This is a genomic window from Escherichia sp. HH41S, from assembly GCF_009820115.1.
Taxonomy (GTDB): domain Bacteria; phylum Pseudomonadota; class Gammaproteobacteria; order Enterobacterales; family Enterobacteriaceae; genus Escherichia; species Escherichia coli_F.
In genome coordinates, this window is the sequence record NZ_VNXE01000053.1 from 23,523 (window position 1) to 47,405 (window position 23,883).

Genomic DNA, 23,883 nt, shown 5'->3' on the forward strand with positions numbered 1-23,883 from the left:
GCCTGATGCGCTGCGCTTATCAGGCCTACCACAGAAATGCAATATATTGAATTTGCATGCTTTTGTAGGCCGGATAAGGCGATCACGCCGCATCCGGTATGAACAAAGGACACGTTAACAACAATCGGAATGCTCCCCTAAGCCAGGGAGCGTTTTTTATTTCAGCAGACGACGCGCCGCTTCCACCACGATTTTCACCGCATGGCTTTCGGTTTGTTTCATCGTCTCAGCATTCGGGATCTCTTGCTGGGTACGATTGACGATAACGCCCGCCACCATACCCGCACGCAGGCCCTGGCTTGCACACATGGTCAGCAGGGTTGCAGATTCCATTTCATAGTTCATTACGCCCATCGCCTGCCACTCTTCCATAGAACCTTTAAAGTGACGGACTACACGACCAGAGTAAGTATCGTAACGTTCCTGACCTGGGTAGAAGGTATCAGAAGAAGCCGTCACACCAACGTGAGTGGTGGCACCAATTGACTTCGCCGCTTCAACCAGCGCGGTCGTACATTCGAAATCAGCCACAGCCGGGAACTCCAGCGGAGCGAAGTGCAGGCTCGCGCCATCCAGACGAACAGACGCCGTGGTAACCAGGACATCACCCACATTAATATGCGGCTGGATAGCGCCCGTTGTACCGATACGCAGGAAGGTGCGAATGCCCAGCTGTGCCAGCTCTTCAACTGCAATAGAGGTAGACGGGCCGCCGATACCGGTAGAGCAGACGATAACAGGTTTACCATCCAGCTCTGCACGCCAGGTGGTGAATTCGCGGTGAGATGCCAGCTTAACCGGCTTATCCATCAGCGCGGCGATCTTTTCCACACGATCCGGGTCGCCAGGGACGATGGCAAGCGTAGCCCCTTGTAAATCGTTTTTAGTGAGGCCGAGATGAAAAACATCAGACTTGGACATATACAACTCCTCTGTGAATCGGTTTAGTCAGAAGAAGCAAAAAGACACTTTACCGAAGGGTTTAACATTTTTTCGTGACACTCATCACCTTGATGTAAATGCGTTGCATAAATTTACCCACCAAAAGTGATGTGAATCACATAAATCACTCTTCATTCTGCATGACTGCATAAAAGATGAGCCGATTCAGGCAATGTGATTTGTTGCATGCTGACTATAGTTAACATTGCGCAACATTTTTATAAGGGTACGGAGAATACCATGGCAACAACACAACAATCTGGATTTGCACCTGCTGCATCACCTCTCGCTTCGACCATCGTTCAGACCCCGGATGACGCGATTGTAGCAGGCATCACCTCTATCCCTTCACAAGGGGATAACATGCCTGCTTACCATGCCAGACCAAAGCAGAGCGATGGCCTACTACCAGTGGTCATTGTAGTGCAGGAAATTTTTGGCGTGCATGAACATATCCGCGATATTTGTCGCCGTCTGGCACTGGAGGGGTATCTGGCTATCGCACCTGAACTTTACTTCCGCGAAGGCGATCCGAATGATTTTGCCGATATCCCTACGCTGCTTAGCGGTCTGGTAGCAAAAGTGCCTGACTCGCAGGTGCTGGCCGATCTCGATCATGTCGCCAGTTGGGCGTCACGCAACGGCGGCGATGTTCATCGCTTAATGATCACCGGATTTTGCTGGGGTGGGCGCATCACCTGGCTGTATGCTGCGCATAATCCACAACTGAAAGCAGCGGTGGCATGGTACGGCAAATTAACCGGCGATAAGACGCTGAATTCACCGAAACAACCTGTTGATATCGCAACCGATCTTAACGCGCCGGTTCTCGGCTTATATGGTGGTCAGGATAACAGCATTCCGCAGGAGAGCGTTGAAACCATGCGCCAGGCGCTGCGGGCTGCTAATGCGAAAGCAGAGATTATCGTCTACCCGGATGCCGGGCATGCATTCAACGCCGATTATCGCCCGAGCTATCATGCTGAGTCGGCGAAAGATGGCTGGCAGCGAATGCTGGAGTGGTTTAAGCAGTATGGTGTTAAAAAGTAACGCCATAGCCGCTAAATCTGATGATTAAGCTCACACAATTTCAACGATTTTTTTAATCTCAAAACCATACAGCATCAAAAAATTTGTTGCTGTATGCCACTCTTTGACTCCCTTCACATTCGTCATCACACCACCTGTTGAATGCAAAAATTTCGTTGCTGTGCGGCAAACTTTTTTCCTGTTTTATGCCGCTTTTCTCCTGAATACTCGCTCTCAGAACAACTGGATCGTTTAAACATCAGACAGGAGATTTACCATGACGCAATCCATTTTTCAGGCTCAACCCTTTGAATTACCTTTTGATCCGCGCACAACTGCACTGGTCATGATCGACATGCAGCGTGACTTTGTCGAAGCAGGGGGCTTCGGTGAGGCACTGGGCAATGATGTTTCACTGGTACGCACGGCTATCGCACCATGTACAGAGGTGCTGGCAGCCGCACGTCAAAAAGGAATTATGGTTATTCATACTCGTGAAGGCCATCGTGCAGACTTAAGCGACTGCCCGCCAGCCAAACTGACGCGCGGCGGAAAAACCTTTATTGGTGAACCAGGACCGATGGGACGCATTCTGGTCAGAGGTGAAGCGGGTCATGACATCATTCCTGAACTGTACCCAGTGACAGGCGAACCGGTGATTGATAAGCCCGGTAAAGGCGCTTTTTATCAAACCGACTTACATCTGATTTTGCAAAACCACGGTATCAAGACGCTGATAGTTTGTGGTGTAACAACCGAAGTTTGCGTAACCACCACCGTGCGCGAAGCAAATGACCGTGGCTATGAATGCATTATCCCGGAAGATTGTGTCGGCTCCTATTTCCCGGAATTCCAGAAATATGCCCTCGAGATGATCAAAGCACAAGGTGCCATTTTCGGTTGGGTGAGTGATTCCAAAGCCATTATTGCAGGTCTGGAAGGCTAACGCCGATGGTACAGGTGACGCTTTGCGCATCATCGTTGGGATATCTTTTCCCGCAAAATGAAACGCAAGATTTACGTCTGCATAGTGCTTTTAAACATGCGGTAAATCTGTATTCAGAAGCGGGAACATTCATCACTCTGTTGTGTGCGCAAACGTATCTGAATCTCCCTGATGCCGCCAGAGTCAACCTGCCTGAGAATTGGGACTGGCGAAGAGAGATTGCCCATTCAGATCCCATTCAGTTAACCCCAGGCTTGTTACAAACACCTCGCTTTTGCGTGGTGCTTCATAACACAACACTTTGGCAACCGCCATTTGTGGGGGGAATGCTGACACTTGAGGCATTCCCTTTGGTTTTCCAGCACTACCCAACGATGGCATCGCAACGGCTTTTATTTTGTCTGGAGCATAACGTTCAAAGCACATTGCACCTGCCGGATAGTCTCACGCACCAGGGATTAGCGATTATGGAACATCCAGATGCACTGGAACGCCAGGTGCCACAACTGATCGGCTTTGGTAAAGGCTTAACGCCCGATGGAGATGACTATTTGTTGGGCTATCTGGCAGCGCTCTGGTTATGGCAACTCCCTGCAACACTTGCCGATCATCAATACCGGTTGCAGCAGGCAATTGATCAACATGCGCACAACACCACGGATATCAGTCGTCATTATCTGGAGCGTGCGCTTCAGGGGCATTTTTCAGAACCGATTTGCCAGTTACTCGCACAACTGGTTGGGGGCGCATCGGAAATGACAATCGCATCCTGTGCAGAACAGGTCATGCAATTTGGCGCAACGTCAGGAGTAGATTGCCTTGCAGGAATGCTGCATGGCTTTCGAACCCTGAACACCATGAATTGATTTCAACCTTTTCTCCCGTAGCCCATTTATGGCGCTACACGGGGATGCTTTGCCCGAATTTTGCTATCGGGCGGAATAAAACAGGCGTAACAGCATGAAAGTTAAATATAAAGTTTTCAGCAATCTTTATCAGGACTCGGTTTCTCTGATGCAGATTTCCGCGCAAATCAGTAAGTTGCCCGGTATTCAACAGGCCTCGGTCGTCATGGGAACACCCAATAATCTCGAACAATTGCGCGATGCGGGTCTGGGTAACGAAATCAACGCCAGTCCCAATGATTTAGTGATTGCAGTCATGGGTGAAGAAGATATTTGCAATGAAGCACTGATACTGGCCCAGCAACGTCTGACCAGCAAACCTGATGATGAAACGGATAGTGGCATTAAAACACCGGAAAATGTCAGCCTGGAAATGGCACTGGAAGCCGAACCCGAAGCCAACCTGGCACTCATTTCTGTACCGGGAGACTACGCCGCCGCCGAAGCAATTAAAGCGTTAAACCTCGGAATGAACGTGATGATGTTCAGCGATAACGTCAGTATCGGGCAGGAAAAATCCATCAAAACACTTGCCCGAGAACGTCAGCGCATCGTAATGGGACCTGACTGTGGAACCGCCATTGTTAACGGCATTCCGTTAGGCTTCGCTAATGTGGTGAAACGCGGAGCAATTGGTGTTATTGGCGCGTCAGGCACCGGGCTACAGGAAGTGACTTGCCGAATCGACCAGCTCGGAGCGGGTATTTCTCAGGCGTTGGGAACAGGCGGGCATGATCTCAGTGAAGAGATTGGTGGAATATCGATGCTCTTCGCTTTAGATGCGCTGGCGCAAGACGATGAAACTCGCGTGATTGTGCTTATTTCAAAACCGCCTTCACCGATCGTTGCCCGGGCTATTCTGGAGCGCGCCGAGGCTTGTGGAAAACCCGTGGTGGTGAATTTCCTCGGTGCGAATCCGCATGATCTGGCACGTCCCAATATCACCGCTGCCGCCACACTTGCCAGCGCCGCAAATATCGCCGTGGCAGTACTGAATGATCAGCCACTTCCGACTGTCGAGACCGAGATTTCCTGCGACGATCTCACAATGTTACAAAACGCCTGCCAGCGTCTGCCAGCCCATCGCCAGGCGATACGCGGTGTTTTCGCCGGAGGAACCTTCTGTTACGAAGCGCAACTTATCTGCCAGCAAAAGGGATTCAGCGCCGCCTCCAATACGCCAGTTGCGGGTAATCGTACTCTGGCAAATATCTGGCAAAGCGAAGGTCACACGCTGATCGATATGGGCGACGATGATTTCACCCGTGGCAAACCGCATCCAATGATCGACCCGACTCTGCGCAATCAACGTCTGCTCAACGAACTCAACGACTCACACACTGCCGTCGTGTTATTCGACCTGGTACTTGGTTATGGCGCTTCCGCTACGCCTGCCAGCGAATTACTGGACCAACTTTCACACATCGACATGAATAACGCACCGTTGCTGATTGCGCACGTTTGCGGAACGGAAGCTGATCCGCAAATACGCAGTCAGCAGATAAGCGCACTACAAAATGCGGGCATCATCATTGCCAGCAGCAATGCACAGGCGGCGCTATGGGCCAGCGCCGTTGCGCAGACTCAGTTGCAGAAAAAGGGGCTAAACGCATGAATACCTTATTTAATCAGCCTTTGAAGGTCGTGAACGCGGGACTACACAGTTTTGCTGACAATATTCAACATGCCGGGGGAAGCGCAATTGCACTCAACTGGCAGCCACCAGCACAAGGCGATATTGACGCTGGATTGGATCTGGCATCGTTGCTACGTCATCCACTAGTAGAAAATGCCAATCAAATCGCCATGACATGTTATCTCGAAGCACAACCCGTGCTGGTGGATGTCATGCTCGCTAAAGAGGCCATTCCAGCAATGGCTGAACAAAAACGTATTTTGCACTCTGGCCCGCCGATTGCCTGGGAAGAGATGTGTGGTCCGGTAAAAGGGGCGATTATTGGTGCCATGCTGTACGAAGGTTGGGCCACCAGCCAGCAAGACGCTGAAAACCAGATAAACACAGGCGAAATCGACCTTGCCCCTTGTCATCATTATCACGCGGTTGGACCAATGGCAGGCATCATCAGCCCGTCGATGCCGTTATGGGTGGTAGAAAACAAAACCAACGGCCACCGTACTTTTAGCAATTTCAATGAAGGTCTGGGTAAGGTTCTCCGTTTTGGTGCCAATAACGATGAAGTTCTCAATCGTCTGGCCTGGATGCGCGATGAACTGGCACCGGCAATGAAAGCAGCAATCGCACAACACGGCGAGCTGGAACTCAAGCCATTAATGGCGCAGGCGCTGCATATGGGGGATGAAGTTCATAACCGCAATGCTGCCGCTACCGGTTTGCTGATTAAGCGCCTGCTCCCGGCATTGCTGGCCTGCTCTCTTCCACAGGAACATATCCAGCGCGTCGTGGCATTTATCACCAGTAACGATCACTTCTTCCTCAATCTGTCGATGGCTGCCTGTAAAGCGATGATGGATGCCGCCGCCAATGTACCGTTCAGTTCAATGGTTACGGTGATGGCGCGTAACGGGGTGAATTTTGGTATTCGGCTTTCCGGTACTGGCGATCGCTGGTTCCAGGCTCCTGCCAATGCAGTTGAAGGTCTGTTCTTCCCCGGATTTGGCGTCGACGATGCCGCTGCTGACCTGGGTGATAGCGCAATTACCGAAACCGCAGGTGTGGGTGGCTTCGCGATGGCGTCATCTCCAGCGATCGTCAAATTTGTGGGAGGCACCCCTGCCGATGCCACCAATAACAGCCGTAGGATGCAAGCAATCACCCTCGGTGGTAACCCCGCATTTACACTTCCTGCCCTCAATTTTGCCCCCACCGCAGCAGGGATTGATGCGCGTAAAGTGACCGATCGCGGCATTTTACCGGTCATCAATACGGGTATCGCCCACAAACAAGCGGGGGTCGGGCAAATTGGTGCCGGGATCACCACTGCGCCGATGGCCTGTTTTGTCGCCGCTGTACGTGCACTGTCTGAGATCGTCGCAAAGGAGAACCATCATGGTTAAGCCACTGGCTGTTGTCGCAGTTGGCGGCAATGCGCTCATTCAGGACGAGCAACGCAATAGTATTCCCGATCAATATGTTGCAGTGATGGAAAGCGTGCAGCATATCGTTGATATGGTTGAAGCCGGATGGGACCTGGTGCTTACCCACGGTAATGGCCCGCAGGTGGGCTTTATTCTGCGCCGCTCTGAACTCGCCAGTAACGAAGTTTCTCCGGTTCCACTTGATTACGCCGTGGGTGATACACAAGGTGCAATTGGCTACATGTTCCAGAAAGCGCTGCATAACGAATTGGCTCGCCGTGGCATAAACAAACCGGTAATTGCGCTGGTGACACAAACGCGAGTCTGCCCACATGACGATGCTTTCACCAGCCCCAGTAAACCGATTGGCGCGTTTCTCGATGAAGCAACGGCCCTACAACGCCAACAGCAACTCGGCTGGACGCTGATGGAGGACGCCGGGCGTGGTTGGCGGCGTACAGTTCCCTCTCCTGCGCCACTGGAAATTATTGAGCACGACACCATCGCTCACCTGGTGCGCCAAGGATATCTGGTTATTGCCTGCGGCGGTGGCGGTATTCCGGTGGTGCGAGACGGACAACAACTGAAAGGTGTGGAAGCCGTGATCGATAAAGATCTGGCCTCCGCGCTGCTCGCCAGTCAGTTAGGTGCAGATCTGCTGGTGATCCCCACCGGTGTAGAAAAAGTGGCGATTAACTTTGGTACACCACAACAACAGTGGCTCGACGCTATCAGCGTTGCCGAAGCGCAAACGCTGTTACGGGAAGGTCAGTTTGGTGTCGGCAGTATGCAGCCCAAAGTGGAAGCCATTGTTGATTTCATCAATGCCAGCCAACAACAAGGCAAACAGGCCAGCGGCCTGATTACTTCACCGCAAACCATAAAAGCAGCCCTTTCGCATCAGAGCGGCACATGGATAACCCTTTAATTCTCTGGAGAACTCAATGACTACAACACTTTTAGCCGTTAACGGAACGCTGATGCGTGGCCTGGAACTCAACCCAAATATGCAAAAAGCGGGCGGCATTTTTGTCCGTGAAGACCGAACTGACGCCCATTACAGGTTGTGGAGTATTAACGATCGTCATCCGGGAATGATTCGCGTGAATGAAGGTGGAACACACGTCGACGTAGAAATTTGGCAATTACCACTGGCCAGTTTTGCCGCTCTGTTAATGAGCGAACCCGCTGGGCTGGCAATTGGCAAAATCAAACTTGCCGATGGTAGCGAAGTGCTGGGCGTACTGGCAGAAAACTGGCTGACCGAAGGCCAACGGGAAATTACAGAACTGGGTAGCTGGCGCAAATACACCGGGCATTTTCATACTGTGTAACGCGCATTTTTAAAGGGAACATACTATGCGTAAAAAAGAAGAGAATCTGAATACAGCATCAGGATTGCGTATTGCCATGATTTTACTGGGTATTGCCGTCACACCTGTGCTGTTGTCATCCTCAAGCCTCGGCAATCAACTTTCCAGCGGCAGTTTAATTAGCGTCGTATTGTTAGGCGGCGTCATTCTGACCTTACTTTCAGCCATCACCATTAGCGTGGGAGAAAAAGCCCGCCTGCCAACGTATGGCATTGTGAAATATTCGTTTGGCGAAAAAGGGGCCATCGCCATTAACATTTTGATGGCGATAAGTCTGTTCGGCTGGATTGCCGTTACCGCCAATATGTTTGGTCATTCGGTACATGACTTACTGGCTCAACATGGACTGGAAGTTCCACTAGCACTGTTAGTGGCTGCTGGCTGTGTCATTTTTGTCGCCTCTACAGCATTTGGTTTTGCCGTTCTGGGAAAAATTGCCCAGGTTGCCGTGCCGGTTATCGCGCTGGTGCTGTGTTACATCCTCTATGTGGCAACCCATACCGAAGTGGCAGCACCAGCGGTGATTGTGGAGATGAATACGGGTGTCGCTGTTTCCACCGTTGTTGGCACCATTATTGTGCTGGTTGCCACACTGCCTGATTTCGGTAGTTTTGTGCATAACCGCAAACATGCGCTGATTGCCGCAGGCGTGACGTTTCTGGTTGCCTACCCTCTGCTCTACTGGGCGGGTGCAACGCCGAGCGCCATTAGTGGTCAGGGATCTTTACTGGGTGCGATGGCGGTATTCGGTGCGGTTCTGCCTGCGGCGCTGTTGTTGATTTTCGCCTGCGTCACCGGTAACGCGGGCAATATGTTCCAGGGCACGCTGGTGGTTTCCACACTGCTTACCCGCTTTCCCAAATGGCAGATTACCGTGGCGCTGGGTATCCTTTCCGCCATCGTAGGCAGTATGGATATTATGGCGTGGTTTATTCCGTTTCTGCTGTTCCTGGGTATCGCCACGCCACCCGTTGCCGGAATTTATATCGCTGACTTTTTCCTTTATCGCCGTAATGGCTATCAAGAGTCAGTGTTAGCCCAGGAGTCACAGATTAAAGTGCTGACATTCGCAGCATGGATCATAGGCGCAGCGGTTGGCTTTATGACCGTAAAAGGCTTATTCACCCTGACGACGATCCCTTCAGTAGACTCGATTCTGGTGGCATGTATCGCGTATGCGATTCTCAGTCGGGCAAGTCAACACCGCTAATTCCTGGGTATACTCAGGCAATGATTACGGCTGAATCTGGAGAGATTCAGCCACTTTACCACTGACCAGGGAGCCTTATGTTCATCTCAGACGAAACGCTTCGTGTTATTCATCTGGTCGCCAGACACCAGAGCATTACCACCGCAGCCGAGCAGTTAAATAAAGTCCCTTCCGCCATCAGTTACACCATCAAGAAAGCGGAAGAGAGCCTGGGCGTTGAACTGTTCATTCGTAAGGGACGCTATATTGAATTATCGCCAGCGGGAAGTTACTTCATCGAACATAGCAAAACTATTCTTGGCGACCTGGAAGCATTAAAGCGCAACACAGTGCTGATTCACGATGGTATTGAACGTGAACTGACAATTGCGGTGAACAATATTATTCCTGGTGATTTGCTGGTGGCATTTATTCGAGATTTTGAACGGCAATTCACATCAACAACACTGACGGTAGATCTTGAGGTATACAACGGCTGCTGGGATGCGCTGTACAGTAAGCGTGCTGATCTGGTCTACGGTGCTCCTCATGCAGTGCCAAGCAGTGAAGGCATCATTAGCGAACCGGTCGGACAAATGGAATGGGATTTTGTCGTCAGCCCACTCCACCCACTGGCAGCGAAGCGGCATCCATTAGAAAACAGTGAATTGCGTCATTATCCAGCGGTTTGTATCCGCGATACCTCCGTTAACTTCCCCCCGATGCAAGCCTGGCTGTTGGAAGGACAAAAACCGATTTTTGTTCCTGACTTCGCTACGGCAATCGCCTTAATAGAACAAAACGTCGGTATTGGTTATATTCCACATCATCTGGCATTGCCGTTATTGAACAGCGGTAAATTGCTTAAAAAGCCAATGCGCGAACATAAACACGCCACCAAGTTATTTCTTGCCGCTCGTTCCGATGGTATGGGCAAAGCCTGTCAGTGGTGCATAGAATATTTAAGAAATCCGCAATTAATTTTCTGCTCCTGAAAAGTCCCTTAATACCTGACACACATAACAAAATAGCTTCCAGTGTGGTGGCGTCATAACCACAATGGGCTTTTGATTGTAATACCCGAACTGCATGGATTGCTGATGACTACCGGGTTTCTGGCCCACCTTCCTGCAGATCTCCTGTTATCTGATGATTATCCCGTGAGCTATTAATGAAACTCGTTAGTTTTACCCACAATAACGCCCATCGTTATGGGATCCTCCAGGATAGCGGCGTGACGGATTTAACGCTGCATTTTCCACAATACCCAACCTTACGGTCATTTCTGGAAGTACTGGAAAATATTCCTCCTTCGACCCTGACCACACTGGAAATCAACTATCCGCTGGACGACATCACCTTTTTACCGCTGATACCCGATCCGCAAAAAATTCTTTGTGTTGGGATGAACTATCAGGAGAAGCGTCTGGAGTTTGATGAAGAAGATCCGGCACCGACGTTGTTTGTGCGTTTCCCTGATTCGCAATGTGGACATATGGGAAACATCATCAAACCCGCAGCCAGTCAGGAATTTGACTATGAAGGTGAGCTGGCACTGGTGATTGGAAAAGGTGGGCGCAATATTTCAGCAGACAATGCACTGCAACATATTGCGGGATATAGCTGCTATATGGATGGCTCTGCCCGTGACTGGCAACACGCCTGGTTTACCGCCGGGAAAAACTGGCCCTCAACCGGGGGATTCGGTCCGTGGTTGGTAACGCGTGACGAAATTAAAGATCCCAATACGCTTTGTATCAAAACGCGTCTTAATGGCGTGGAAGTTCAAAACGAAAACACGCTCAATATGATACACAGCGTTCCAGAGCTGATTGCCTATATCAGCACCTTTTGCCAGTTAGTCCCCGGCGACGTGATTTTAACGGGTTCTCCTGGCGGGGTTGGGAAGAAACGCACGCCACCGTTATTTTTAAAAGATGGCGATACCATTGAAGTGGAAATCGAATAGATCGGTTGTTTATATAACCGGATTATTGATGAGATTCCTGAAAATATCGCCGTTTGATCAATCACGGAGGCTTTCGCCTCCGTTCTTATTATCATCCCCGACGCAAATTCTGCGCCGCCTGCACCATGTTCGCCAGTGCCGCGCGGGTTTCTGGCCAGCCGCGCGTTTTCAGACCACAGTCCGGGTTGACCCACAGACGCTCTGCCGGAATGCGTTTTGCCGCTTTCTTCAGCAGGGACTCAATCCATTCCACGCTCGGTACGTTTGGCGAGTGAATGTCATAGACGCCAGGACCGATTTCATTCGGATAATCAAACTCTTCAAACGACTCCAGCAACTCCATGTCGGAACGCGAGGTTTCGATTGTGATGACGTCAGCATCCAGCGCCGCAATCGAATCCATGATGTCGTTGAACTCGCAGTAACACATGTGAGTGTGGATTTGCGTGTCATCTTTCGCTACGGCAGCGTTGATACGGAAAGCCTCCACGCCCCACTGAAGATAGGCATCCCAGTCGCTGCGACGCAGCGGTAAACCTTCGCGTAGCGCCGGTTCATCAATCTGGATGATGCCAATTCCAGCCGCTTCCAGATCGGCCACTTCATCACGCAGCGCCAGCGCAATTTGTTTGGCGATGGTTTCACGGCTGACATCTTCACGCGGGAACGACCAGCAGAGAATGGTCACCGGACCAGTCAGCATCCCTTTCACCGGTTTGTCGGTCAGCGATTGCGCATACTTCGCCCACTCCACAGTAATCGGTGCCGGGCGGCTAACGTCACCAATGACAATCGGTGGCTTCACGCAGCGGGAACCGTAGCTCTGTACCCAACCGTTTTGCGTAAAGACAAATCCGTCGAGGTGCTCGCCAAAGTATTCCACCATGTCATTACGCTCGGCCTCACCATGTACCAGCACATCCAGACCTAAACGTTCCTGCTCGACAATGGCCTGCTTGATATGTTCCGCAATGCCCGTGCGGTAGTTGTTGGCGTCGAGATTACCCTTTTTGAAATCCAGACGCAGGGTACGGATTTCTGTGGTTTGCGGGAAAGAGCCAATCGTGGTGGTCGGCCACGCGGGCAGTTTAAAACGCGCACGCTGGGCTTCAGCACGCACTTCATAGACATTCGCACGCTGACTGTCCTGGGCGGTGATCGCCGCCAGACGCTTTTCTACTGCCGGATTATGTACACGAGTAGAGTGACGACGCGCCTGAATCGGAGCGCTCCACTCTGCCAGAGCTGCCGTGTCACCACTGTTCAACGCATCGCGCAGCAGCGCCAGTTCATGGCATTTTTGCAGGGCGAAGGCAAACCAGCTTTTCACTTCCGCATCAAGACGCGTTTCCACACTCAGGTCGATAGGGCTGTGCAGCAATGAGCAGGAAGATGCCACCCACAAATCACGTTTGCCGACAATGTCCTTAATTTGCGCATATTTCTCGGTAAGATCGGCGCGCCAGACGTTACGACCATTGATAAGACCCGCAGACAGCAGCCAGTCAGAAGGCAGACGCTTGTGCAGTTCAGCAACGTCATCTTTACCATGTACGAGATCGACATGCAGCCCCTGAACAGGCAGCGCAGTAATGGTGTCGAGGTTTGGCGTTACGCCTTCAAAATAGGTGGTCAGCAGCAGTTTCACCTGGCCCTGGAGCGCGTCGTAAGCGGGTTTATAGGCGTCCAGCCACGCCTGCGGCAGTTCCAGCACCAGAGCCGGTTCGTCGATCTGTACCCACTCAATGCCACGTTTTGCCAGTTCTGCCAACACTTGCTGATAAACCGGCAGAATGTCGTTTAGCAGGCTCAGGCGATCAAACTGTTCACCTTTCACTTTACCCAGCCACAGGTAGGTAACCGGTCCCAGCAGCACGGGCTTGACCTTGTGGCCCAGCGCCAGCGCCTCGTCCACTTCCTCCAGCAGCTGCGTACAGGTCAGTTTGAACTGTTGGCCTTTAACGAACTCCGGCACCATGTAGTGATAGTTGGTGTTAAACCATTTGGTCATTTCCGCTGCCGCCGCAGGTTCGCCAGTCGGCGCACGTCCACGACCAATACGAAACAGGGTGTCGATATCTACCGAACCATCTTTGTTCTGATGACGTGGCGGAACGTTACCCAGCAGCAGACTGGTGGTCAGTACATGATCGTACCAGGCAAAATCGCCCACCGGCAGCAGGTCGATACCCGCTTGCTTTTGTTGATCCCAGTGACGGGCACGCAGTTCACGCCCTACCGCCAGCAGTTCTTCACGCGTGGAGTTCCCCGCCCAATAACTCTCTTGCGCTTTTTTCAGCTCGCGACGCAGGCCAACGCGAGGGAAACCGAGGGTGTGATTAAGAATTGTCATTATATGCCCCTTATGGAATTTTTAGTATTTAGCCGTCCAGATGTTTACACATCCATAATTGGCGGTTACTGTATATTCCTCAAGCGCAAATTATTCATGCCGAAGTGAAGGACTTTCATGATCGAAGTAAAACACCTGAAAACGCTACAAGCGTTGCGGAACTGCGGCTCACTCGCAGCCGCTGCGGCGACGTTGCATCAAACGCAATCCGCCCTGTCTCACCAGTTTAGCGATCTGGAACAACGCCTTGGCTTCCGGCTATTTGTGCGTAAAAGCCAGCCGCTTCGCTTTACACCGCAGGGAGAAATCCTGTTGCAACTGGCGAATCAGGTGCTGCCGCAAATCAGCCAGGCACTGCAAGCCTGCAATGAACCGCAGCAGACGCGCCTGCGCATTGCCATTGAGTGCCATAGCTGTATTCAGTGGCTGACGCCCGCGTTAGAAAATTTCCATAAGAACTGGCCGCAGGTGGAGATGGATTTTAAATCGGGCGTGACGTTTGACCCGCAGCCCGCGTTGCAGCAGGGTGAGCTGGATCTGGTGATGACCTCCGATATTTTGCCGCGCAGTGGCCTGCATTATTCGCCGATGTTCGATTATGAAGTGCGTCTGGTGTTGGCACCTGACCATCCACTGGCGACAAAAACGCGAATCACGCCGGAAGATCTCGCCAGCGAGACGCTATTAATTTATCCGGTGCAGCGTAGTCGACTGGATGTCTGGCGGCATTTTCTTCAGCCCGCAGGCGTTAGCCCGTCACTGAAAAGCGTCGATAACACCTTGTTGTTGATTCAGATGGTTGCTGCGCGGATGGGCATCGCTGCGCTACCGCACTGGGTGGTGGAGAGTTTTGAACGCCAGGGTCTGGTGGTCACCAAAACCCTGGGCGAAGGCTTGTGGAGCCGACTGTACGCCGCCGTGCGCGATGGCGAGCAGCGTCAGCCGATTACAGAAGCGTTTATTCGCTCAGCGCGCAATCACGCCTGCGATCATCTGCCGTTTGTGAAGAGCGCGGAGCGACCCACTTACGATGCACCCACAGTGAGGCCAGGATCACCAGCGCGCCTGTAATAAACGTTGGCCAGTGCGGCTGTTGGTGCCAGATAGCCAGGTTAACCAACAGCCCTGCCGGAACGTGCATATTATTCATAATGCCCAGCGTTCCGGCGTCCACCTGAGTCGCGCCGTAGTTCCACATAAAGTAGCCAATACCGGAAGCCACCACGCCAAGAAACACCAGAATGCCCCATTGCAGCGTGGTTTGCGGCATTTTCTGCGCATTTCCCAGCAAGAACCATGCAATCACCGCCACCAGGAACGCGCCAAGATAGAACCACGCAAAGGCGTTATGCTGTGGCATCGGACGAGTTTCCATCAGGCGTTTGTAACCCACCATGCCGATGGCAAAAGTGATATTGGAGAGTTGCACCAGCAGCAGGCCAGTCCAGAAGTGGTCGGTGACCTGATCATAGCGAATAATCCCGGCACCAATCACCGCCAACAAGGCGCTAAAAGCATAACCCCAGCGCAGACGGCGCTGACTCATGATGTCATAAATCAGCGTGATGTAGAGCGGCGTCAGTACGGTGAACAGCAACAGTTCGGAGACCGTCAGGTAGAGATAGGCGCGAAAACTCAGCATATACATCACGCCAAGCTGCATCGCGCCCACCAGCATATACAGACCGACCGTTTTCAGGCTATTGCCACGGGTACGCAGAAACGGCAGAAACACGAGTGCCGCCAGGCCAACGCGCACCAGCACTGCAAAATAGCTATCGACGTGCCCCGCAAGGTACTCGCCATAAAAGCTAAAGGAGAAGGCCCACAGAATCGTGGTGATGATAAGTAGCGCCACAATGGAAAACTCTTTGATTAACGAGTATCCATTGTAGCGAAGTATCAGGTTGACAACTGACTAAATAAAGAACGATTACGATAAATAGAGTTTACGCAGATAATGCGGCACCGCGTCTTCGGCGTTAGTACCAATCACTTCCAGCTCTGGATGCAGATCTTTCAGACGCTGGTGCGCACTGCCCATAATGCAGCCTTTACCTGCCATCGACAGCATTTCGGCGTCGTTCATCCCGTCACCAAAGGCAATACAATCTTTCAGACTATAGCCCAGTTTCTTCGCTACCGCTTCCAGGGCATGGCCTTTTGAAACGCCACCCGCCATCACTTCCAGACAAGTTAGGGTAGAGAAGCTGACGTTGACGCGATCGCCCCAACGAGCGTTGATTGCCTGCTCCAGCGGCAGCAGTTGCTCATGGGAATCGCAGGTGAAGAACACTTTGCTGACGCCTTCCGGCTCCAGTAATCCTGGCTCATACAGCGCATATTTCAACACCGCTTCTTTAAAAAAGCGCATCTCTTCCGGGCGGTGGCGATTCATAAACCATTCGTCGTCGCGATAAACGTTAGTAATGATGTCCGGGTTGTCGTTGACCACGCCAAACAGGTCGCTGGCAATGTCGCGATCCAGGTTATGAGAAAAAATCAGATTGCCATCCAGATCGTGAACGCGCGCGCCATTGGAGGTAATCATGTAAGACTTAATCTCCAGATTATCGCGAATTTGCCCTACATCAACGTGGTGGCGACCGGTCGCAAACACAAAGTTAATGCCGCGCGCGGTGAGCAGCTTCAGAGTTTCTTTGGCGTAAGGGGATAACGTATGGTCGGGAGAAAGTAACGTGCCATCTAAATCAGACGCAACAACCTGGTACATAAGAAATTTAAACCTCTGTAGAGCGGTTTCCGCTGGGTGAGTTATGCCTGTTGAAAAAATCAACAATGGCGTGGAGCGCGACTGAGCGCATTGCGTCCTTTTCAAAAAGGATCTCATGGTACGCACCTTTAATTACCAGCGGTCGTCCCCCTTCGACAGGATGGCCCGCAGCGGTGCGGAGTTCACAAAAACGGTCGTGCATGCGGTTATCCACCACGCGTTCCTCTTCAGCCTGCAAGAGAAGCGTTGGCGTGGCGTCATCACCCGCACCGGCTAACACCTGTTCGCCAGCCAGAATACTTTCGCGTACCCAATGGTAGGTCGGCCCACCGACGCGAATCGTTGGGTCATCAGCATAGAAGCGTAAGTTACGTCGATATCGCTGTCTGCTGTGGGTCAGTACGTTGATAGCAAACGGCAACGCGCGCCAGCGCCCGGTGCCTATTGCATAGCCATCACGGAAACGTGGATGCGCTTCGGCCCAGTTAAGGATCTGCCGCGCCATAAATGACGGCATACGAATCACGATCCCAAACATTGGCGCAGTTAGCGCAATGGCGTCACATACACCTGGATGGCGTTGCAGAAATAACGTGGAGATCGCACCGCCCATCGAATGTGCCAGTATATAGCGCTTACGCCACGGACCGGGCTGGACCTCCTGTTGCCAGAATGCCGCCAGATCATCAACATAATCATTAAAGCGATTAACATGCCCAAGATGCGGATCGGCTAACAGGCGACCGGAACGTCCCTGCCCGCGATGGTCGATGATTAAGACATCAAACCCCAAATGGAACAGGTCGTAGGCCAGTTCCGCATATTTTACGTAGCTCTCAATACGCCCCGGGCAGATGACTATCACCCGGTCATGGTGCTGTGCGCGAAAACGGACAAAGCGCACCGGAATGTCATCTACACCAGTAAACTCTGCTTCATCACGCTGACGCCAGAAATCAGTCAGCGGTCCCATGGTAAAAGCAGCAAACGCGTTTTCTCTTGTTTCCCAGTCTTTTTGCTGCTGAAACATCGGGTAATCTGCCTCTTAAACCACGTAAAATCGTTTTTTTAAGCGTGCCTGACACAACGCTTCGACAGTAGCGTATTGTGGCACAAAAATAGACACACCGGGAGTTCATCATGACCTTAGAATGGTGGTTTGCCTACCTGCTGACATCGATCATTTTAAGCCTGTCGCCAGGCTCTGGTGCAATCAACACCATGACCACCTCGCTCAACCACGGTTATCGTGGTGCGATGGCGTCTATTGCTGGGCTTCAGACCGGACTGGCGATTCATATTGTGCTGGTTGGTGTGGGGTTGGGTACGCTATTCTCCCGCTCAGTGATTGCGTTTGAAGTGTTGAAGTGGGCAGGAGCAGCTTATTTGATTTGGCTGGGTATCCAGCAGTGGCGTGCTGCTGGCGCAATTGATCTTAAATCGCTGGCCTCAACCCAATCACGCCGACATTTGTTCCAGCGCGCAGTTTTTGTGAATCTCACCAATCCCAAAAGTATTGTGTTTCTGGCGGCGTTATTTCCGCAATTCATCATGCCGCAACAGCCACAACTGATGCAGTATATCGTGCTCGGCGTCACCACTATTGTGGTCGATATTATTGTGATGATCGGTTACGCCACCCTCGCCCAACGGATCGCATTATGGATAAAAGGGCCAAAACAGATGAAGGCATTGAATAAGATTTTTGGCTCGCTGTTTATGCTGGTAGGAGCGTTGTTGGCATCGGCGAGGCATGCGTGAAAAATAATGTCGGATGCGGCGTAAACGCCTTATCCGACTTACTCTGATGAAGCGTTTGGCATCAACGAGAAATAATCAAATGAATGCCAAATCCGGCAAATAACGCCCCGGCAAAACCATCAATCCACTTCGCCAGACGTTGATAACCACGGCGCATTTGCGGTAGAGCAAACAGGCTGGCAACCACCGTAAACCACGCCAGCGTTTCGACAATAATCAACGCGAAAATGCCCCAGCGCTCAGTGGTGCCGACGTTCTCACCAACAAACAATGAGAATACCGAACCAAAGTAGATAATCGCTTTCGGATTGGCGAGATTAGTCAGTAATCCTTTGAGGAAACTACGCCCGCTTTTCGCCAGCTCGACCTGTGGCGCAGGCGCAGAAACAGTCTCTTTTTTCAGCGCGCCACGCAGCATCTGGTAACCCATCCAGCAAAGATACAGGCCACCGCCCACCATAATCAGCGTATGCAGCCAGGCCATTTTTTCGATAATCAAATGCAGGCCAAGCAACGCGATTCCCGCCCAAACCATTACGCCGCAGGTAATGCCCAGCACGCCCATCATCGCCTCTTTACGCGAACGACTGACAGCGGTCTGAGAAACAAAGAAGAAATCGGGACCGGGGCTCATAAGCGCCACGATATGAACCATGGCGACGGTGAGGAATAACATCAACATACAATTGACTCGCGGGGAAATCGTTTACGGAGTCTTCATCCTGGCACTTTTTTATGCTGCTGACTACTCTTCGTCATCGCCATCGACATGCGCACGAATCAGCGCCATAAACGGTTTGCCAAAGCGTTCCAGCTTGCGCATCCCAACGCCGTTAACACTGAGCATTTCGCTGGCAGTGATTGGCATCTGTTCCGCCATCTCAATCAAGGTCGCGTCGTTAAACACCACATACGGCGGGACATTACTTTCATCAGCAATGGATTTACGCAGTTTGCGTAATTTGGCGAACAGTTTGCGATCGTAATTGCCACCGAACGATTTCTGCATCGCTTTCGGTTTGAGCGCCACAATACGCGGCACGGCAAGTTGTAAAGAGGATTCGCCGCGCAACACAGGCCGTGCGGCTTCTGTCAGTTGTAATGCCGAATGCTGGGCGATATTTTGCGTCACAAGGCCGAGATGAATCAGCTGGCGGATCACGCTGACCCAATGTTCATGGCTTTTATCACGGCCCATGCCATAGACTTTCAGTTTGTCATGACCATAGTCGCGGATACGCTGATTATTAGCACCGCGAATCACTTCCACCACATAACCCATACCAAAACGCTGATTCACCCGACCAATGGTGGAAAGGGCAATCTGTGCATCGGTTGAACCATCGTACTGTTTCGGCGGATCGAGGCAGATATCGCAGTTCCCGCACGGCTCCTGCCGCCCTTCGCCAAAATAGTTCAGCAGCACCAGACGACGGCAAGTTTGTGCTTCGGCAAACGCGCCCATCGCATTGAGTTTATGACGTTCGATATCCTGCAACTGCCCCTGCGGCTTCTCTTCCAGACAACGGCGCAGCCACGCCATATCAGCCGGATCGTAAAACAGCATCGCTTCCGCGGGCAGGCCATCACGCCCGGCGCGACCGGTTTCCTGATAATAGGATTCGATATTGCGTGGAATATCAAAGTGAACCACGAAGCGGACGTTAGGCTTGTTGATGCCCATGCCGAACGCTACCGTCGCCACCACAATTTGCAGGTCATCACGCTGGAATTTTTCCTGCACGTCCGCACGGACATCGTTTTCAAGCCCGGCGTGATAAGCCGCTGCGCTGATACCCTTGCTTTGCAGACGCGCGGCGGTGTCTTCTACTTTCGCACGACTATTACAGTAAATAATCCCCGACTTACCGCGTTGTTCCTGCACGTAGCGCATCAACTGATCGAGCGGTTTGAATTTCTCCATCAGCATGTAGCGAATGTTCGGGCGATCAAAACTGCTGATTTGAATCAGCGGATCGTTCAGCCCCAGCAGGCGCACGATATCCTGCCGCGTGGTGTCGTCGGCGGTGGCGGTTAGCGCCATAAACGGCAGAGTAGGAAAACGCTGACGCAGCTGACCGAGCGCGGCGTATTCCGGGCGGAAATCGTGGCCCCATTGGGAGATACAGTGCGCTTCATCAACGGCTAATAACACTGGATTCCAGTGCGCCAGATGCTCAAGGAAGTTATCCAGCATCAGGCGTTCCGGCGCGATATACAGCAGGCGGATTTGCCCGGTGCAGCAGCCTGTCATTACTTCAAGCTGCTGCTCGCGGGTTTGCGTCGAGTTAAGGCACGCCGCCGCCACGCCGTTGGCCTGTAGCTGATCCACCTGATCTTTCATCAACGAAATCAGTGGTGAAACAACCACGGTAAGACCGTTTAGCAGTAAGGCAGGAATTTGATAGCAAAGGGATTTTCCGCCACCAGTGGGCATGACGACCAGGCAATCGCGACCGGAAAGTACGGTGTCGATAATCTCTTCCTGGCCGGGGCGAAACTGTTGGTAGCCAAAGGTTTCTTGTAAAACCTGTTTAGCTCCGGACTCCAGATTCAACACTTCCGCCTGCGCCACATTAACCCCGATTGCCTGAAATAAAAACAGGCGCTATTTTCAGCGCCTGCGCGAGAAACTGCAATGCTTTTAGTCTCTGAGAGGGTAATCCTGGATGCTGGATTCCAGTTTTGCCTTTCAATCAACTCACATTAGAACAAGTCGTTCAGCATAACCCCCACACCCACACGGGTCTGGTTAAAGTTATAGTCGATGAGCGATTCGCCATAACCGCTGTAAACCTGGGTATAAAGGCGCACATGCCTGGTGATCGGGTAACTTAAGCCTAACTCCGCGCCGCCGTAACCGGTGTTCCAGTTGTACTGTCCTTTCGCACTCAGCACCGCATCACCCAGGTGATAGCCGATTTTAAGCTGGTAGTAACCCATATATTTGGTGATATCTGGGTTATCGTCAGTATTCCCCACCACATACCACGGCTTCACCTCTACCAGCCAGTTACCGTTTTCTGCCATCAGACGGGTATAAAGGCGGTTCCAGCTGCGGGAAGTCGGGTCTGAACGCCCGTTAGAGTCGTGGTTATAACCCATCTCCACATCGCGCAGCGTCCAGCCAGCAAAGCGGTAATCTGTGGCAAAACCAAGGAACAATTGCGGTTCGTAGTTGGTTTCACGAAACGGTGAAGACTCTTCGCTATTGGACAGTTGCCACCAGGATTTTTGCGTGTAAGAAGCTCCCAACACCGAATTTGGCCCCAATATTCCGCGCCACAGCGGAAATGCCAGGCTCAACTGGAATTTCACTTCATCCTTACGCGCGTTTTCCGCCCAGTCATAACTGGCGATCGCTTCTTTGTTCAGATCGCTGGTTTGGGTGTAGATGAGGTAGTTGGTGTCATAAGGATAGAGCGTGAAAGGATTGTCATGCTCCTGCAGCATATTCGCAATAATACTGCCACGCACCGCAGGCGCGTCATGCACCTCTTTTACCGTTGCCTCTTGCGCATACACTGCCATTGGCAACATAAACACCGGCAACAACCAGCCCTGCAGAGTCCGCATCGGTCGTGTTCTCCGTAACGAATTATTGATTAGATGAATATTTTTCTGCGGGCTATTTTACATACTTAACTCCTTTGCCGTTAGTTATCCCTTCCTAAAGTAGAAACCAACAAAAAAGAAGCATAAAATCAACATTTCATTAACCAATGAAGTGTAAGGATGATATGTCTGCCGTACTGACCGCTGAACAAGCCCTGAAATTAGTGGGTGAGATGTTTGTTTATCACATGCCATTTAACCGTGCGTTAGGGATGGAACTGGAGCGTTACGAAAAAGAGTTCGCACAGCTGGCCTTTAAAAATCAGCCAATGATGGTGGGTAACTGGGCGCAAAGCATTTTGCACGGCGGGGTCATTGCGTCGGCGCTGGATGTCGCCGCAGGTCTGGTGTGCGTGGGAAGTACCTTAACCCGCCACGAAACCATCAGTGAAGATGAACTACGCCAGCGGCTATCGCGAATGGGGACCATTGATCTTCGCGTCGATTATCTGCGCCCAGGCAGGGGTGAGCGTTTTACTGCTACCAGTAGTCTGTTGCGTGCGGGCAATAAAGTCGCCGTCGCCCGCGTTGAATTACACAATGAAGAACAGCTTTATATAGCCAGTGCCACCGCCACCTATATGGTAGGTTGATAACGTAAAAGCAGGTAAACTGCTTTTACCCATAAAAAATGAGTTTTGCCAATGGACACCAAACAAACGCGGCAGGGCGTATTACTCGCTCTTGCCGCTTATTTTATTTGGGGTATTGCGCCAGCGTACTTCAAGCTGATTTACTACGTGCCCGCCGATGAGATCCTGACGCATCGCGTGATCTGGTCGTTTTTCTTTATGGTGGTGCTGATGAGCATTTGCCGCCAGTGGTCCTATTTAAAAACGCTGATTCAGACACCACAGAAAATTTTTATGCTGGCAGTCTCTGCCGTGCTGATTGGTGGCAACTGGCTACTGTTTATCTGGGCGGTGAACAATCACCATATGCTGGAAGCGAGCCTTGGTTACTTTATTAACCCGCTGGTGAACATTGTGCTGGGGATGATTTTCCTCGGCGAGCGATTCCGCCGGATGCAATGGCTGGCGGTGATTCTGGCGATATGTGGTGTATTGGTCCAGCTCTGGACTTTTGGTTCGCTGCCAATCATCGCGCTGGGGCTGGCGTTTAGTTTTGCCTTCTACGGCCTGGTACGCAAGAAAATTGCCGTTGAAGCGCAAACCGGAATGTTAATCGAAACTATGTGGCTGCTGCCCGTCGCGGCGATTTATCTGTTTGCTATTGCCGACAGCTCAACCAGCCATATGGGGCAAAATCCGATGTCGCTGAATTTACTGCTGATCGCCGCCGGTATTGTCACCACCGTTCCACTGTTGTGTTTTACTGCGGCTGCGACACGCTTACGACTCTCAACATTAGGCTTTTTCCAGTACATTGGCCCGACGCTGATGTTCCTGCTGGCTGTGACGTTTTATGGTGAAAAACCGGGTGCCGATAAGATGGTGACCTTCGCCTTTATTTGGGTGGCGCTGGCAATTTTTGTGATGGATGCGATTTATACGCAGCGTAGAACGTCCAAATAAAAAATAAATATATTCTGAAAAAATATGCCTGCTCTTGCATGAGAGTGGGCATATTGTCATGCTGACAGGAGACTCACACAAGGATGTAAAATTTATGTTGCGTATATTTATCCCAACATCTAACGGTAAGATTTCCAGACGTCGTTATATATTTTCATTTATTTTAATAAATTTCATTTTTGCCTTTCTTATTATCTTTTTTAACGATGGGGACGCAGGTTTTCTTGTTATTGTCTCTACCATCGCACTCCATTATCTCGTCATCAACATGAATTGCCAACGACTCCGTGATAGTGGTTTCATATATCTAAAAACTTATGTTTTTGGTACATTAGCAGTATATATCATCTCTATCATCACAATGATAGCCGAACATTTTGATTGTTCAGGCAATGGTTCGATGATTTTTTTGATTTGTTATTTTTCTACTTTCAGTATGCTAATGCTTGCACCTACTGATTCATCAAAACAATAG

The 23,883-nt window shown here is 51.3% G+C and carries 23 protein-coding genes; 15 read left to right on the plus strand and 8 right to left on the minus strand.

Annotated elements, in window-relative coordinates; genetic code table 11:
* Nucleotides 1-156 precede the first annotated feature (156 nt).
* Nucleotides 157-921, minus strand: coding sequence for a uridine phosphorylase (gene udp / locus FQZ95_RS08955; RefSeq protein ID WP_000045178.1), 765 nt, complete (start codon nucleotides 919-921; stop codon nucleotides 157-159).
* A gap of 261 nt (nucleotides 922-1,182) precedes the next feature.
* On the opposite strand from udp, the gene FQZ95_RS08960 reads away from it, so the two are divergent.
* The 10 genes from FQZ95_RS08960 to FQZ95_RS09005 all read left to right on the plus strand — a co-directional run bounded on the left by FQZ95_RS08960 (nucleotide 1,183) and on the right by FQZ95_RS09005 (nucleotide 11,410).
* Nucleotides 1,183-1,992, plus strand: a complete 810-nt coding sequence (locus FQZ95_RS08960; RefSeq protein ID WP_105277614.1) for a dienelactone hydrolase family protein — start codon at nucleotides 1,183-1,185, stop codon at nucleotides 1,990-1,992.
* A 256-nt stretch (nucleotides 1,993-2,248) separates the two neighbouring features.
* Nucleotides 2,249-2,917, plus strand: coding sequence for a cysteine hydrolase family protein (locus tag FQZ95_RS08965; RefSeq protein WP_046082265.1), 669 nt, complete (start codon nucleotides 2,249-2,251; stop codon nucleotides 2,915-2,917).
* Between the two features lie 5 nt (nucleotides 2,918-2,922).
* Nucleotides 2,923-3,783 (plus strand): DUF2877 domain-containing protein, encoded by an 861-nt coding sequence (locus tag FQZ95_RS08970; RefSeq protein ID WP_046082708.1) that lies wholly within the window; start codon nucleotides 2,923-2,925, stop codon nucleotides 3,781-3,783.
* Between the two features lie 94 nt (nucleotides 3,784-3,877).
* On the plus strand, nucleotides 3,878-5,437 hold the full coding sequence (fdrA, locus tag FQZ95_RS08975) for an acyl-CoA synthetase FdrA (protein WP_160530108.1): 1,560 nt from the start codon (nucleotides 3,878-3,880) through the stop codon (nucleotides 5,435-5,437).
* Nucleotides 5,434-6,858: a DUF1116 domain-containing protein gene (locus FQZ95_RS08980; RefSeq protein ID WP_160530109.1), complete on the plus strand. Its 1,425-nt coding sequence runs from the start codon at nucleotides 5,434-5,436 to the stop codon at nucleotides 6,856-6,858. Before fdrA ends, FQZ95_RS08980 begins: the two co-directional genes overlap by 4 nt.
* Nucleotides 6,851-7,807, plus strand: a complete 957-nt coding sequence (arcC, locus tag FQZ95_RS08985) for a carbamate kinase (RefSeq protein WP_046082706.1) — start codon at nucleotides 6,851-6,853, stop codon at nucleotides 7,805-7,807. Before FQZ95_RS08980 ends, arcC begins: the two co-directional genes overlap by 8 nt.
* Nucleotides 7,808-7,823: 16 nt before the next feature.
* Nucleotides 7,824-8,213 carry an allophanate hydrolase-related protein gene (locus tag FQZ95_RS08990; RefSeq protein WP_000214035.1) on the plus strand — a complete coding sequence of 130 codons (390 nt, stop codon included), beginning with the start codon at nucleotides 7,824-7,826 and terminating at the stop codon, nucleotides 8,211-8,213.
* 25 nt (nucleotides 8,214-8,238) lie between these two features.
* Nucleotides 8,239-9,462 (plus strand): cytosine permease, encoded by a 1,224-nt coding sequence (locus tag FQZ95_RS08995; RefSeq protein WP_160530110.1) that lies wholly within the window; start codon nucleotides 8,239-8,241, stop codon nucleotides 9,460-9,462.
* Between the two features lie 77 nt (nucleotides 9,463-9,539).
* Nucleotides 9,540-10,436, plus strand: coding sequence for a LysR substrate-binding domain-containing protein (locus FQZ95_RS09000; RefSeq protein ID WP_000470717.1), 897 nt, complete (start codon nucleotides 9,540-9,542; stop codon nucleotides 10,434-10,436).
* 176 nt (nucleotides 10,437-10,612) lie between these two features.
* Complete coding sequence (locus tag FQZ95_RS09005) at nucleotides 10,613-11,410, plus strand: fumarylacetoacetate hydrolase family protein (protein ID WP_105271950.1); 798 nt, start codon at nucleotides 10,613-10,615, stop codon at nucleotides 11,408-11,410.
* Nucleotides 11,411-11,501: 91 nt separating this feature from the next.
* On the opposite strand, the gene metE is transcribed toward FQZ95_RS09005, so the two are convergent.
* The gene (gene metE / locus FQZ95_RS09010) at nucleotides 11,502-13,763 is read right to left on the minus strand and encodes a 5-methyltetrahydropteroyltriglutamate--homocysteine S-methyltransferase (RefSeq protein WP_160530111.1); all 2,262 of its coding nucleotides are present in this window, start codon (nucleotides 13,761-13,763) and stop codon (nucleotides 11,502-11,504) included.
* A 117-nt stretch (nucleotides 13,764-13,880) separates the two neighbouring features.
* Between metE and metR the strand changes: the two genes are divergently transcribed.
* Entirely contained in the window at nucleotides 13,881-14,834 is a 954-nt protein-coding gene (gene metR, locus FQZ95_RS09015; RefSeq protein ID WP_000573627.1) for an HTH-type transcriptional regulator MetR, read from the plus strand.
* On the opposite strand, the gene bioP is transcribed toward metR, so the two are convergent.
* The 3 genes from bioP to pldB all read right to left on the minus strand — a co-directional run bounded on the left by bioP (nucleotide 14,722) and on the right by pldB (nucleotide 17,527).
* On the minus strand, nucleotides 14,722-15,621 hold the full coding sequence (gene bioP, locus FQZ95_RS09020) for a biotin transporter (RefSeq protein WP_001196244.1): 900 nt from the start codon (nucleotides 15,619-15,621) through the stop codon (nucleotides 14,722-14,724). The genes metR and bioP overlap by 113 nt on opposite strands.
* A 75-nt stretch (nucleotides 15,622-15,696) precedes the next feature.
* The gene (gene yigL / locus FQZ95_RS09025) at nucleotides 15,697-16,497 is read right to left on the minus strand and encodes a sugar/pyridoxal phosphate phosphatase YigL (RefSeq protein ID WP_160530112.1); all 801 of its coding nucleotides are present in this window, start codon (nucleotides 16,495-16,497) and stop codon (nucleotides 15,697-15,699) included.
* 7 nt (nucleotides 16,498-16,504) lie between these two features.
* Entirely contained in the window at nucleotides 16,505-17,527 is a 1,023-nt protein-coding gene (pldB, locus tag FQZ95_RS09030) for a lysophospholipase L2 (protein ID WP_000487644.1), read from the minus strand.
* Between the two features lie 110 nt (nucleotides 17,528-17,637).
* Here pldB and rhtB point away from each other — a divergent pair, with 110 nt between their 5' ends.
* Nucleotides 17,638-18,258, plus strand: a complete 621-nt coding sequence (gene rhtB / locus FQZ95_RS09035) for a homoserine/homoserine lactone efflux protein (RefSeq protein ID WP_000171696.1) — start codon at nucleotides 17,638-17,640, stop codon at nucleotides 18,256-18,258.
* Between the two features lie 61 nt (nucleotides 18,259-18,319).
* Here rhtB and rhtC read toward each other — a convergent pair whose 3' ends face one another.
* The 3 genes from rhtC to pldA form a co-directional block, all read right to left on the minus strand.
* Nucleotides 18,320-18,940: a threonine export protein RhtC gene (gene rhtC / locus FQZ95_RS09040; protein WP_160530113.1), complete on the minus strand. Its 621-nt coding sequence runs from the start codon at nucleotides 18,938-18,940 to the stop codon at nucleotides 18,320-18,322.
* Between the two features lie 63 nt (nucleotides 18,941-19,003).
* Nucleotides 19,004-20,833 carry an ATP-dependent DNA helicase RecQ gene (gene recQ, locus FQZ95_RS09045; RefSeq protein WP_160530114.1) on the minus strand — a complete coding sequence of 610 codons (1,830 nt, stop codon included), beginning with the start codon at nucleotides 20,831-20,833 and terminating at the stop codon, nucleotides 19,004-19,006.
* A gap of 131 nt (nucleotides 20,834-20,964) precedes the next feature.
* The gene (pldA, locus tag FQZ95_RS09050; RefSeq protein ID WP_001259701.1) at nucleotides 20,965-21,834 is read right to left on the minus strand and encodes a phospholipase A; all 870 of its coding nucleotides are present in this window, start codon (nucleotides 21,832-21,834) and stop codon (nucleotides 20,965-20,967) included.
* 164 nt (nucleotides 21,835-21,998) lie between these two features.
* On the opposite strand from pldA, the gene yigI reads away from it, so the two are divergent.
* The 3 genes from yigI to yigG all read left to right on the plus strand — a co-directional run bounded on the left by yigI (nucleotide 21,999) and on the right by yigG (nucleotide 23,883).
* Nucleotides 21,999-22,466: an acyl-CoA thioesterase YigI gene (yigI, locus tag FQZ95_RS09055; protein ID WP_001277142.1), complete on the plus strand. Its 468-nt coding sequence runs from the start codon at nucleotides 21,999-22,001 to the stop codon at nucleotides 22,464-22,466.
* Nucleotides 22,467-22,517: 51 nt separating this feature from the next.
* Nucleotides 22,518-23,408: an EamA family transporter RarD gene (gene rarD / locus FQZ95_RS09060; protein ID WP_004025853.1), complete on the plus strand. Its 891-nt coding sequence runs from the start codon at nucleotides 22,518-22,520 to the stop codon at nucleotides 23,406-23,408.
* Between the two features lie 94 nt (nucleotides 23,409-23,502).
* Nucleotides 23,503-23,883: a protein YigG gene (gene yigG / locus FQZ95_RS09065; RefSeq protein WP_272917195.1), complete on the plus strand. Its 381-nt coding sequence runs from the start codon at nucleotides 23,503-23,505 to the stop codon at nucleotides 23,881-23,883.

Excerpts from the sequence above, each read along its gene's own strand:
- udp (WP_000045178.1), bottom strand. The coding sequence starts at position 921 with ATGTCCAAGTCTGATGTTTTTCATCTCGGCCTCACTAAAAACGATTTA.
- FQZ95_RS08960 (WP_105277614.1), top strand. The coding sequence starts at position 1,183 with ATGGCAACAACACAACAATCTGGATTTGCACCTGCTGCATCACCTCTC.
- FQZ95_RS08965 (WP_046082265.1), top strand. The coding sequence starts at position 2,249 with ATGACGCAATCCATTTTTCAGGCTCAACCCTTTGAATTACCTTTTGAT.
- FQZ95_RS08970 (WP_046082708.1), top strand. The coding sequence starts at position 2,923 with ATGGTACAGGTGACGCTTTGCGCATCATCGTTGGGATATCTTTTCCCG.
- fdrA (WP_160530108.1), top strand. The coding sequence starts at position 3,878 with ATGAAAGTTAAATATAAAGTTTTCAGCAATCTTTATCAGGACTCGGTT.
- FQZ95_RS08980 (WP_160530109.1), top strand. The coding sequence starts at position 5,434 with ATGAATACCTTATTTAATCAGCCTTTGAAGGTCGTGAACGCGGGACTA.
- arcC (WP_046082706.1), top strand. The coding sequence starts at position 6,851 with ATGGTTAAGCCACTGGCTGTTGTCGCAGTTGGCGGCAATGCGCTCATT.
- FQZ95_RS08990 (WP_000214035.1), top strand. The coding sequence starts at position 7,824 with ATGACTACAACACTTTTAGCCGTTAACGGAACGCTGATGCGTGGCCTG.
- FQZ95_RS08995 (WP_160530110.1), top strand. The coding sequence starts at position 8,239 with ATGCGTAAAAAAGAAGAGAATCTGAATACAGCATCAGGATTGCGTATT.
- FQZ95_RS09000 (WP_000470717.1), top strand. The coding sequence starts at position 9,540 with ATGTTCATCTCAGACGAAACGCTTCGTGTTATTCATCTGGTCGCCAGA.
- FQZ95_RS09005 (WP_105271950.1), top strand. The coding sequence starts at position 10,613 with ATGAAACTCGTTAGTTTTACCCACAATAACGCCCATCGTTATGGGATC.
- metE (WP_160530111.1), bottom strand. The coding sequence starts at position 13,763 with ATGACAATTCTTAATCACACCCTCGGTTTCCCTCGCGTTGGCCTGCGT.
- metR (WP_000573627.1), top strand. The coding sequence starts at position 13,881 with ATGATCGAAGTAAAACACCTGAAAACGCTACAAGCGTTGCGGAACTGC.
- yigL (WP_160530112.1), bottom strand. The coding sequence starts at position 16,497 with ATGTACCAGGTTGTTGCGTCTGATTTAGATGGCACGTTACTTTCTCCC.
- pldB (WP_000487644.1), bottom strand. The coding sequence starts at position 17,527 with ATGTTTCAGCAGCAAAAAGACTGGGAAACAAGAGAAAACGCGTTTGCT.
- rhtB (WP_000171696.1), top strand. The coding sequence starts at position 17,638 with ATGACCTTAGAATGGTGGTTTGCCTACCTGCTGACATCGATCATTTTA.
- rhtC (WP_160530113.1), bottom strand. The coding sequence starts at position 18,940 with ATGTTGATGTTATTCCTCACCGTCGCCATGGTTCATATCGTGGCGCTT.
- pldA (WP_001259701.1), bottom strand. The coding sequence starts at position 21,834 with ATGCGGACTCTGCAGGGCTGGTTGTTGCCGGTGTTTATGTTGCCAATG.
- yigI (WP_001277142.1), top strand. The coding sequence starts at position 21,999 with ATGTCTGCCGTACTGACCGCTGAACAAGCCCTGAAATTAGTGGGTGAG.
- rarD (WP_004025853.1), top strand. The coding sequence starts at position 22,518 with ATGGACACCAAACAAACGCGGCAGGGCGTATTACTCGCTCTTGCCGCT.
- yigG (WP_272917195.1), top strand. The coding sequence starts at position 23,503 with ATGTTGCGTATATTTATCCCAACATCTAACGGTAAGATTTCCAGACGT.